Source organism: Sunxiuqinia indica (assembly GCF_009847015.1).
In the GTDB taxonomy this organism is placed as follows: domain Bacteria; phylum Bacteroidota; class Bacteroidia; order Bacteroidales; family Prolixibacteraceae; genus Sunxiuqinia; species Sunxiuqinia indica.
Genome location: NZ_WVEM01000006.1, coordinates 235,612 through 246,345 on the forward strand (window position 1 = coordinate 235,612; position 10,734 = coordinate 246,345).

Annotated in this window: 11 protein-coding genes and 1 pseudogene; 1 reads left to right on the forward strand and 11 read right to left on the reverse strand. The window is 40.0% G+C overall.

The features are described 5' to 3' along the window. Positions 1-198: a hypothetical protein gene (locus GR929_RS11135; protein ID WP_159519762.1), complete on the forward strand. Its 198-nt coding sequence runs from the start codon at positions 1-3 to the stop codon at positions 196-198. Between the two features lie 241 nt (positions 199-439). Here GR929_RS11135 and GR929_RS11140 read toward each other — a convergent pair whose 3' ends face one another. The 11 genes and pseudogenes from GR929_RS11140 to GR929_RS11185 form a co-directional block, all read right to left on the reverse strand. Then, complete coding sequence (locus tag GR929_RS11140; protein WP_159519764.1) at positions 440-736, reverse strand: hypothetical protein; 297 nt, start codon at positions 734-736, stop codon at positions 440-442. A 4-nt stretch (positions 737-740) separates the two neighbouring features. Next, the gene (locus GR929_RS11145) at positions 741-1,478 is read right to left on the reverse strand and encodes a relaxase/mobilization nuclease domain-containing protein (RefSeq protein ID WP_159519765.1); all 738 of its coding nucleotides are present in this window, start codon (positions 1,476-1,478) and stop codon (positions 741-743) included. Beyond that, entirely contained in the window at positions 1,475-1,783 is a 309-nt protein-coding gene (locus tag GR929_RS11150) for a plasmid mobilization protein (RefSeq protein ID WP_159519767.1), read from the reverse strand. Before GR929_RS11150 ends, GR929_RS11145 begins: the two co-directional genes overlap by 4 nt. 108 nt (positions 1,784-1,891) lie before the next feature. Beyond that, positions 1,892-2,776 carry a toprim domain-containing protein gene (locus GR929_RS11155; protein WP_159519769.1) on the reverse strand — a complete coding sequence of 295 codons (885 nt, stop codon included), beginning with the start codon at positions 2,774-2,776 and terminating at the stop codon, positions 1,892-1,894. Between the two features lie 203 nt (positions 2,777-2,979). Next, positions 2,980-4,197 (reverse strand): primase-helicase family protein, encoded by a 1,218-nt coding sequence (locus tag GR929_RS11160; protein ID WP_201300974.1) that lies wholly within the window; start codon positions 4,195-4,197, stop codon positions 2,980-2,982. A 6-nt stretch (positions 4,198-4,203) separates the two neighbouring features. Beyond that, positions 4,204-4,506 carry a helix-turn-helix transcriptional regulator gene (locus GR929_RS11165; protein ID WP_159519771.1) on the reverse strand — a complete coding sequence of 101 codons (303 nt, stop codon included), beginning with the start codon at positions 4,504-4,506 and terminating at the stop codon, positions 4,204-4,206. Positions 4,507-4,632: 126 nt separating this feature from the next. Then, positions 4,633-5,301, reverse strand: coding sequence for a hypothetical protein (locus tag GR929_RS11170; RefSeq protein ID WP_159519773.1), 669 nt, complete (start codon positions 5,299-5,301; stop codon positions 4,633-4,635). Between the two features lie 587 nt (positions 5,302-5,888). Continuing rightward, positions 5,889-7,499 carry an alpha-L-fucosidase gene (locus tag GR929_RS11175; RefSeq protein WP_159519775.1) on the reverse strand — a complete coding sequence of 537 codons (1,611 nt, stop codon included), beginning with the start codon at positions 7,497-7,499 and terminating at the stop codon, positions 5,889-5,891. A gap of 119 nt (positions 7,500-7,618) precedes the next feature. Then, entirely contained in the window at positions 7,619-8,659 is a 1,041-nt protein-coding gene (locus GR929_RS11180; protein WP_159519777.1) for a glycoside hydrolase family 43 protein, read from the reverse strand. A 62-nt stretch (positions 8,660-8,721) separates the two neighbouring features. Then, positions 8,722-8,829: pseudogene (locus GR929_RS22155) on the reverse strand (DUF5703 domain-containing protein); the annotation flags it as partial. Positions 8,830-9,050: 221 nt separating this feature from the next. Further along, positions 9,051-10,730 (reverse strand): RagB/SusD family nutrient uptake outer membrane protein, encoded by a 1,680-nt coding sequence (locus GR929_RS11185; RefSeq protein WP_159519795.1) that lies wholly within the window; start codon positions 10,728-10,730, stop codon positions 9,051-9,053. Positions 10,731-10,734 lie beyond the last annotated feature (4 nt).

Genomic DNA, 10,734 nt, shown 5'->3' on the forward strand with positions numbered 1-10,734 from the left:
TTGGAAGAAAAGAAAATATTGGAGTATCTGCTTGATAATGAAAAAATATCTCGTAAGCAAGCTGTTAGCCTTTTAGAACTTGGAGAGACTAAGGTCAAAGAAATATTTGGATCCTTGCTCTCCAGGCAATTGATTCAAAGAAACGGTAGAGGGCGGAGCACCTTTTATACATTAACTCCAAATCCTTTGGATAAATAAGTTGTCCAGTTACACAACGAGCACCACAGTTGCTGCATCAAAACGCAAAATCAGCGAGCCCCCTAGTGCTATACGCCACCTACATTATTTGCTTACAATATGCATATTACATCATAAAAAAACATTGATCCCTGTCGCACCTCTAGTAAATATTTGCGACATACACTTTTTATTCTTTGGTCCATTTCCTTATTTGAACAGAATATTCGAATGACGTGAAATAGCTCAAGCAACCAAAAAATCACCTGACAAGCAGCCACATCACCTCCATCAACAAAAATAAAACCACCACTCCAATCAGCACTAAAAACCATCTCGGAATAACCAATTTCCTTTGCAAGACGTTTTCATGATCTTTTAGTATTTGCTCTAATTTGCCAGTATTCAAATCAACCTTTAATTTGGTTGTTTTTAGTTCCTCAAGCTGTTTGGCTATTTCCGGAGCCACCTCTTTGACATTTTCAGTAGTTTCTTTAAGTTGTTCGATTTCACTGGTGAGGATTTCCAGTAATTTGCGTTGCGATAAATTATCTCTCATGTTGTCAGATTTTAAGTTGGTAACGGTTTGTTCTCCTGTTTTGCTTGATGGCTTTTTGAAGGTTGGAGGCGCTCAATGCGCGGTGAACCGAGCTGGCTTTGATGGAATCTTTCCCAACCTGAAACTTAAGTCCTACGACTTTACCGTTTGAGGCTTGTTTCAGATGAGTGGTTACGCCTTCTTGCTCCATAAGCCGGGCATATTCAAAGATATCATCCGGCTTCAACTGCCAGATTTTATCGTGAGCTAAGCCGATGGTTCGTCTCAACCTGCATTCTTTCTCCTGTTGCACTTTCCTGGCCGTTGTCAGATTCCATTCTTGGGCAATTCGCTCAGCAACACGTTGGGCTTTTTTACCAATGTAGTTATCCTTTCGGGCCTTCCCTTCCGTGTTGATCCGATTCACATAAATGTGAAGATGCGCATGCTTCCTGTCTTTATGCAGGAATGAAATACTCTGGTTTTCCGAAAGGTTCATTTGGCTTAAAAACTGGTCTGCGATTGTAATAAAGTCCGACTTTGTAAGCCTGTTCCCATCTTCTATAGAGGGGCTGAGGACAAACGAAAACGAATTTCGCTGACACCGTGCATTCAGGCTTTGGAACACCCAGAATTCTTTGGCGATCTCCGTCCCCGTTTCACCAACGAGCCGGTTGCGGCTGAGCTCCTCTGCCTTGATCTTGTTCCTTGCGTAATTGACCGCATTGGAGATATGCGATATGCTTTTGCCTTTCCCGATCATTGCTGAAATTTCTGAAGATGTTGTTTGACAAGGGAAATGACTTCTTCCAGTTCCCGGAGGATCATGTCGTTTTTGTAAAAGTGCTGGCTTTTAATCAGGTTAGAGATCGTTTTAAAGTTCCGGTGATACGTATGCAGATTTTTATAAACCTCCAGTTCCTCCTGCGAGAAACGTAGGGCAACTTTTTGATTCAGGGCAGCTCGCCGGGCAAATTCGCTGGTGCTTAAACCAGTCTCTTTGGCCGCCAGAGCAATCGCCTTTTTCTCGATGTAACTTACCCGAAAAGAAATGTATTGTGTTCTCATCTTATTAAAAATTAATGTCCCTGTGAAAAATCAAAGATTTTTCTCCCTTTGCGAGTTTAGGAGCAAAGCAAGATGGTTTTGTGCAACAAAGACACATCTTGAAATAGCTTACCGCCGGGGCCTGCGAAACCGTCTACTATGGCTGACCAAAAATTCATTCAGGTCGTTTTTTGATGTGTAAACTCCGGAGAGATCCACACTGCCATTTACCTTTTCCAGAAGCTTTTGAGTGGCTTTCCTGCCTGCAGGGTCATTGTCCAGGTAGAGGCAGGTTTTGGAATAGTTCTCAATAACCGGCATGGCCCGTTCTGTGAAAGAGAGGGAATTCAAAATCAAAAAATCAGATTTCAGCGGTAAGCCGGGATACAAGGTAAGCAAACTAAAAAAGTCGAACATCCCTTCAGTAACTGATAACATCTGCTTTGCTCTTGAAATCAATGAATAGTTTTTGGGTGAGCTGGAATTCTTAAAATACGGATTCCTGAGTTCCCAGCCACCGGAAACATTTTTAAGGCCGATGGCAAAATAAGTTGAACCTTTTAACGAATAATACACCTGCCGGGCATACCTGGCTGCCTGGTGTGGATTTACATTCCTTGAGCTGAGGTAGTTTATCAGCTTCGGATGTTTCAGTGGAAGTACTTTTTCGATTTTGATTTCATCTTTCGGTTTCAACACGGCAAAAGAATTTTGCTGTTGAAAAGAGAAAGATGGAATATCCCTGCTCAGAATGGACAAGGCCTGTTGCACGGTGCAATGGTTGTTCATTTCGATGACCAAGTCAATGACATTTCCGCCCCGCCCCAGGCCATGATCGTACCACCGATTCAGTATCTTGGAAACCTTGAATGAAGGCACACGTTCGTCCCTGAGAGGACTCAGGTACCAGGCTTCTTTAGGGGTTTCGCGATAAGCCAGGTAACCGGCATTTCTCAGAAACCCGGTAATCAGCATATCACGTGCCTGGTCACATTGTAGTTTTTGTGTTTTCATCAGCAATATGTCTTAGATTTTTTTGATGAACTGATGAGACATGCCATATACCACTCGCTACCTGCCACTTAGAACTCATCGTTTTCTCATCGTCTCATCATTTTGATTGTTGATCTTTAAGCATCGCTCATCATTTTTGATTTTGATGAGCTTGTGATGAATAATTGATGAGTATTTATATTTTTGATTTTCAATAGCATAGATTATTCTTTCATCGTTTCATCAAAATTTTCCAGTAAAAAATCCTTTTTCACCCTATAAAAGCGTCCGGTAGTAGTTTCCCGGCTAATTTCCCCTTTGCCCCAGATGATAAATTTCTCATAAGACAAAGAGTTTTCTTTGGGAGTCAGCCGCCACTCCTTCTTTAGTATACGCCTGATTTGGGTCAGATCCGTTTTCACCCTGGCCTGGTTGACGGCATACATGGCATCCAATGGACAAAAATCAATTTCATCCAGATCATATTTTTCCATGACCATCAACAGGATGCTGGCCAGCTCCTTCTCCACCCGGCTCCGGTTATGTTTGACCAGGTTCTGCAACGCCGGTGTCCAAATCCGGGATGGAGGGAACCACATCCGACTACTTTCTTTTGTAATTAGTTTTCTATTGTTTAAGAAATACTGGAAAGCCGGAATTTCACCCATCAGCTTTTGAAGAAGCTGGGTGTCCTCACGTTTAAGCCTGGGAATTTTACGCACCCAAAACCGTTCTTCCGCCGCATCAATTTTGATAAAGTTGTCTTCATTGTTGCTGCAGAGGATGAATTTCCCGAAAAACTCAACTTCAATCTTATCCTTTCCCTTTGCCTCCAGCTTATTGTAGTTGGTTGTGCTGAGGTACTTGATGCGTTCGGTCAGTTCCTCTTTATTAAAGAGGACTTCATCAATGCAAATCAATAGCTTGTTGGTCCAGTCCGAATTAAACTGGCTACCGAAACTGTCGTTTGTCAGGTAGGTCAGGTTATTTTCAAAAAGGGCTTTCAACCATTTCAGGAAGGTACTTTTCCCTGTTGATCGCTCTTTTGATACCAGGCAAAGGATGGGCAGTATTTGCACCGGCTTTTGATAAAGCAGTTGCAAATAATCCAGTCCAAGTTCAAACTGGTTGCCAAAAATATGTTTGACAAACAGCCGGGTAACATCAATTGTCCCTTCTTTGGGGTGATTACCCAGAGGTGAATACCTGTTGTAAAATCCCGAGTAAACCTGTTTGAAATCCGTATGGCTGGGAATACAGGTAAAACCATCGTATTTGGGAATCCGGCTGACAAAGCTCTTCCCGTGATCCTGTTTAATGGTATCGATATTCCAGGGGACAAGGATCTCGTTAAAGTCACCGGAAATGGTGGGTGCTTTTACTTTTTTGAAATAAGAAGTTCCGACCCGGATATAAAGATTATCTTTCATCATGACTGCCATTAGCTGTTATGATTTTCTATTCCGGGACAGCAGCTGGTTAAACGTTTCCTCTGCCTCAAAATCTTCTTCTGAGATGCCCATCAACCATCGGTCAATATCCTTTTTGTAAAAGAACTTTTGCCGGATGTTGGTATTTGAACCTGTAGGAATGAGCTTTTTGCTCAGTAGCTTATAGATCTTGCTTTTTGACAGGCCCGTATACTGAGCCAACTCTTCAACGTTCAACACGGTCTTGTTCTCAAAAAGCAGGCTTTTGATTTGCTTCAGTTCACTAAGAACTTGCTTTGAAAGAAATGTTTGATTTTCCATAGAGCCAATATTTGATGATTAATGACGCCAAAGGCATAAAATTTTCATCAGCAAATATGTGGCTGTATCTATCGGTATATCAAGAAGGTAATCGGGATTACGGGCTGATTACGGGAAAAATACCGTCTAGCGCTTAAGAATTTTACGGAAAGGTTCCAGGTTTTCGGAAAATTCCGTTTCCTTTTCATTCACCCACTCTGAAAAACGGGAGTTTAAACTGGCCCGGTTAACCTCTGAGCCGTTTAAAGTGAATGTTGATTCAATCAACCGGAACAACTTTTCCTTTTGCGCCTTTTTAAAATGCACGATGCCACCCTCAATAAGCAGGTGAAGAATTCGAAATAGCTTTTTATAGTCCGCCGCCATTCGGTTATCCGATATCAGCAGAAAATCAATTTTACTGTTGGGCTGTTGGTTGTTCAGCAGTAAATTAAGCTTGTCCCGGTCAGATTCCAAAAAACCTAATTGCTGTAATTTTATTCCGTTCATGTTCGAGCGGGAGAAATGAAAAAATGAACATAGTTCGTTTTCCTGCATGCGTTTCGACTCCTTGAATACGCCTATCGAAAACAAGATAAAAAATAAGGCCAGCGTTAAAACAGCTGAAGAAACCGTAGCTTTTTGGATAGAAAAACCGGCTCCAGATAAACCGATCAGGCCAACGGAAAAAGTAAATGCCAGAATAAACACGAACATAGAAGTTTGAGAATGAAAGATCCTCCGGTGAAAGAATCTTTTTATCCTGATATTTAGAAAATAAACGATACGTGCAGCTTTGTATATGATTGCATCCATTTTCTATTGCATTAGTGATAATTGCGATTAACCTGAGATTAAATTTAACCAACAAAACAAATGCAATCAAATGAAAACTAAGCCCTTCATTTATTTTGGACTTCTTTGGCTTGATATGACTGAAAATTTAATATTAAACAATGCTAGCCGTTGATAATCGATGAATTTAAATGAAACTATTTTTTGTATTACCACGAAATAAAAGTACTTATCTGTCAAGCTGGACTTTCTGCCAATGTTCAAATTTTAACTGTTCATGAGAACACTGACCTTTTAGTACATAAAGACATCTAGAATTCCATGTATTAATGATACCCTTTACTTAAACGGTGCATATGCGGCCCCTCCTATTAATCAAATTCATTGAGACTTCTAGTCCTGAACTATGAGACAAAAACAAACAAGCAGCTATCCGGATAGCTGCTTGTTTGTTTTGTCGTTTTGAACGTGCAACAGCTCACCCCCGATCGCAACTAAATGCAACCATAAGGGTCAGGCTATGTTCTTTATTAGTATTTTTTTAATCTATATTGACTCAACAACTGAAAGAAAAATAATTGTATCTATATTATTTTAGACAAAAACGATTAATTTATTTTCAAAACAACTGGAGCTTCCAAATCTGTTGCAACTAGAACTTTCAGCCCATCTTTTGTAAAATCAAAAGATGCAAGTTCTCCTCCCAGTAATTCAACACTATCCATTGATGCTTCGAAATACTGACTATCGGTTCCTAGTGATTTAATGACTATTTCCTGATTATTTTCGGGCAATTCCATTATCACGGCATAAAGAATCTCCTTCTTTTTTGTAAAACGGATATCCTTGGAGGTATAGGGCCCTCCCTTACCTTCATTGAACCCTTGGGCATTGATAGGATTGGCATTTTCAGCTTTGGGTCCCTCTCCGTAAATATACCAGGGCCGGGTATCGTATATACATTCACTATTAATGTCCATCCAATCAGTAATACCTTCAACTACCTCAAGCTCTTTTTCATCGATAGATCCATCACCCCGAACTGGAATATTCAGTAACAGGTTGCCGTTTTTGCTCACAATATCAACCAACATCTGCATGACAGTTTTAGCTGATTTATAGTCGCTACGGTTGTAAACGCCACGGTCATAGTGCCATCCTCCAATACAGGTGCACGACTGCCAGGGTTTCTTCTGTATCTTATCAGGCGCGCCACGCTCAACGTCCCAAACCAGGCACTCCTTTTGCTCATCAGTTAGAATTTTTCCAAATAGTACAGCCTCCAATTGCCCATCGTGCTGTTGCATGTTGCTGTTGTAATAGTGGGCTGCAATTTCCAATCCAACATGACTCACCGGCCACAATGGCAAAGCTGTATCATCGAAATAAATCAAATCTGGATTAAATTGGTTGATCATGTCAATCGTACGGTTGTAAAAATTCAAACAGTATTCTCCAGACGGGGGGACTGCTCCATTTTCCCATCCCCATTGATCGTGAATTGAACTTGGCGTTTCACTATCTTTACTTAGCGGATGATTTTGTGCGTATAAGTTTTGAGGATCCAGACCTTCCCACCATTTCCCTTTACCATCTGCTTTTGTCAGCTTTCCGTCATACGGAATCCCTGCCATTTTTCCTTCTTTATCGGCCATTTGTGCTGTTTCATACCAACGCCAAGCGTGGGCCGAGTGAATACTAACACCAAATGGCAAACCATTGTTTCGTGCAGCTTTTGCCCAACCTGCCAGAATATCTTTTTTGGGGCCCACATCCACGGAGTTCCATTCCTGGTATTTGCTGTCCCACATATCCAGGTTATCGTGATGGTTGCCCATCGCAAAGAAATATCTAGCTCCCGCGCGTTTGTACAGCGCTACTAATTTTTCAGGATTCCACTTTTCAGCTTTCCAATCGTTAATAACATCTTTAAAGCCGAACTCAGATGGATGCCCATATTTTTCCAAGTGATAGTTGTACTGCCAATGTCCCTGGTGATACATGTGCCGAGCATACCAATCGCCGGCTTCGGGTTGGCATTGGGGCCCCCAATGTGCCCAGATTCCAAATTTGGCATCGTTAAACCACTCAGGAATTTCGTACTGCTTTAACGATTCCCAGGTTGGTTCGAACTGCCCTGTCTGCATTTTTTCTTTTTTATTCTGCCCGCAGGAAAGTAGACTAAAAATAAACAATAAAAGTAAAGTTGATTTATTCATAATAATACTAATAATTGAATGATATTTTTTCTAATATTTTGCCTCATAGTAATATTTTTTGACACATCACTCCACATACACATAAACTATTAACCAATAAGAATACTAAACATTCCTTCTTAGTTTCCCTTTTTAGTAGGCCATTTTTTCTGAATAGCATCTAATTCTTCAGCTGTAATATTTAAAATACTGCCATGACGTTTCAGAGTAATCCCCAATGAATACTCCGAAGTTTTGAGTTTCTTAAAATTAGATGTCTTTGATAAATCCTCTGTTACCAATGGCAAATATCCTCCACCTGTGGAATATTGATCTACCATCAGTCCCCATTTAGTTTTATTATTGAATTGAAATAGAATCGGTCCCTCTACATTGTCGGCAAGCCCTAAATGTGTGATGTTACCAATATTGATCCAATCGCCCAAAATTGAGTTTCCTTTTTCAATCGTGATTTGATGATCAGCTGAGACCCTGAAATATTTATAAGTGCTTTTTTCAGCTTTTATTATTTGCGTATCAATAATCCCTTTTTCTCCCGGACGATTAATGTATATTTTTGGAGCTGAAAATTCTTTAAAATCTGTTGTTGTGACATAATAAACTCGTGGTTTATAAATTCCATCCAATGGCGAAATAGTGGCCCAATATACAACGTAGTTATTGTTCTTTTCGTCAAAAATAGCTTCTGGTGCCCAGGCGCAACCAGCACCGGGAATACTACCAGCAACATCAACCAACCAGGGTTCAGACCAATTGGTTAAATCGTCTGATTCCCAAACAACCAGCGAAGTACTTCCGTCATGCATAGCAACTTGCCAGCCTTTGTCGTTAGCAATTCTTAAATCGGTTGCAAGAATATAGAATTTTTCGCCATCGGCAGAGCGGGTTAAAGCAGGATCACGCACCCCTTGTTCGCCAACATTGGAAATTAATACCGGCATGGAATTGTTTACATCTATCCAATGCAGGCCGTCAGTACTGGTTGCAAAATAAATTTGTTCTCCGGTTGAACTTTCTCCTGTGAAGTAAGCCATTAGGTATCCATCAAATTTATCTGACTGTGCAGTTTTTGTTGTTTGCGAATTGCAGACATTTGCGTATGCGACCAGAAATATAAAGAAGCTATACACAAGGAAATGGAATACAGTAATTCGTTTCATTTCTTTCACTTAATACGATTCTTATTTATTCGTTACTTTTAATCCATTTGCCTCAACATCATCTATGAGTTAAGTTCGTCGAAGGTTCCACTTCTGCTTAAATAAATTAGCAAATCACCATTTTCTTCCCGTACATTCATCCCAACATCGCAACCTTCAAAAGGCATGGATTCAAGTGAGTTTTAATTCGGAGTATTCCAAATAGGATTGTAGATAGAAACGTCTTGTGAATTAGCTGTTAATAGCCCCAGCATCAATGACAATACGAGTAAAAAAACTAGTTGATTTAAGCATCGTTAAATAATATCTCTGTTAACTGCATATCGACATTAAAAAAAAATAGAACAGAATATTGGATTGTTATCCTGCTCTATTTTTATATCATAATTTTTTAATTATATCCCTCATTTTGAACGAGATTTTCATTAATGTTCAGGTCGTTCTGAGGTATTGGGAAATATCGATTGTGGTCACTCCATCTACGTGTTTCAAACTGATAGTACATATCTTCATCAACTGGTGAAGCAGAAGCTCCTGATCCCCGAAAATTTGGTGCATTGGGGTCATCTGACAGTTTCACACCTGTGAAAGTGTGGTTCAACTCTTGTGCTGCGATGCCCCAACGCAAAACATCAAAATAACGGAATCCTTCGAAAACTAACTCTACCCTTCTTTCTTTTCTTACCGCCTCTCTCACCAGTTCCTGGCTTGATACGTTTGCGATTTGAATAGGAGGTAGATTTACTCGATCTCTAATATCATTGATTGTTAAATCTAACAATTCCTGACCTACACTACCTGGTGAAGATTCATTTACCGCTTCCAGATAACTAAGTAGGACCTCGGCATAGCGCATTAAAGGTGTATGAACATAGGACTCATATAGATTTGAAATAGATGGGTCCAATCCTTTTTTAGGACAATAGCCATTAAACAAGGTAAATTTATTGTAGGTATCTGCTTTATTCGGTCCCTGAAAACAATTATAGGTTACATCTTTGTAGACGGTACCTTCATAACTTCCCAAGGGAGGCAGGAATATAGATGCATATAAGCGAGGATCGCGATTGGCATAAGGGTCTTCATCGTCATATACTGAAGAGTTCTCAATGCCTTTTCCATCGGTGCAGAAAAACGCCTTAACCAGTTCATTGTAAGGAGCAAACTGATGCCACCCACCATTAGATTCAGGTGTTTGATAGATATACCTAGCAGTAGTAAAGTTATCTTGCATATATTGAATAATAAATATCATTTCTGAACTATATTCACCACCAACCTGGAAAAGTCTCTCATAACTATCTTCCCCATTGCTTCTATCAAGCTGGTACACTCCCGACTCAATAATAGGCTTTAAGGCAGCAGCTGCCTCTGTCCATTTGTTTTGAGCAAGGTAAAGTCTGCTTAAAAGCACTTGTGCTGCTCCTTTTGTGAACCTTCCATATTCAGATGAACTTCTTTCTAATGGCAAAACAGAAATCGCTGCTGTTAAATCCTCTTCCAATTGTTTGTATACATCAGACTGTGGAGTTTGGACAATGGTATTCGCGTCTTCTATACCAAGTGTAGTCAGTGGCATTGGAATGTCTTTAAAATGAAAGGCTAGGTAAAACAAATAATACGCTCTTAATGATTTTACTTCACCTATCCACATTTCCTTTTTACTTTCATCCATCGGAGCGTCAACTATTTTGTCAAGAAAAGTATTATAATGAGCAATTTGAGAATAGGCATTTGACCAATACCTGTGAATATTTCCGCTAGTAGCAATCGTATTGCTACTAGCCATTCCCTGCGTAGTAAAATTTTCCTTTTCTACACCATTACCTCCAGCAAGATCAAGATACATCAATCCTTGAGGGTGAGCAAAATCATCAGAACTCCAACCAGAAGGAAACTTGTAGCAACCAACGAGAGCTAACATAGCATCTTCCTCGCTTGACCAAAAACTGGCATCAGATATTGACGTTAAAGGTTGCTTATCTAATATTTCATCGCAGCTAAGGGCAGCGAGCACTAGAATGACCGCTTGCATATAGACAAATATTGACTTTTTAATATATTTTTTCATAACT

Excerpts from the sequence above, each read along its gene's own strand:
- GR929_RS11140 (WP_159519764.1), bottom strand. The coding sequence starts at position 736 with ATGAGAGATAATTTATCGCAACGCAAATTACTGGAAATCCTCACCAGT.
- GR929_RS11145 (WP_159519765.1), bottom strand. The coding sequence starts at position 1,478 with ATGATCGGGAAAGGCAAAAGCATATCGCATATCTCCAATGCGGTCAAT.
- GR929_RS11150 (WP_159519767.1), bottom strand. The coding sequence starts at position 1,783 with ATGAGAACACAATACATTTCTTTTCGGGTAAGTTACATCGAGAAAAAG.
- GR929_RS11155 (WP_159519769.1), bottom strand. The coding sequence starts at position 2,776 with ATGAAAACACAAAAACTACAATGTGACCAGGCACGTGATATGCTGATT.
- GR929_RS11160 (WP_201300974.1), bottom strand. The coding sequence starts at position 4,197 with ATGGCAGTCATGATGAAAGATAATCTTTATATCCGGGTCGGAACTTCT.
- GR929_RS11165 (WP_159519771.1), bottom strand. The coding sequence starts at position 4,506 with ATGGAAAATCAAACATTTCTTTCAAAGCAAGTTCTTAGTGAACTGAAG.
- GR929_RS11170 (WP_159519773.1), bottom strand. The coding sequence starts at position 5,301 with ATGGATGCAATCATATACAAAGCTGCACGTATCGTTTATTTTCTAAAT.
- GR929_RS11175 (WP_159519775.1), bottom strand. The coding sequence starts at position 7,499 with ATGAATAAATCAACTTTACTTTTATTGTTTATTTTTAGTCTACTTTCC.
- GR929_RS11180 (WP_159519777.1), bottom strand. The coding sequence starts at position 8,659 with ATGAAACGAATTACTGTATTCCATTTCCTTGTGTATAGCTTCTTTATA.
- GR929_RS11185 (WP_159519795.1), bottom strand. The coding sequence starts at position 10,730 with ATGAAAAAATATATTAAAAAGTCAATATTTGTCTATATGCAAGCGGTC.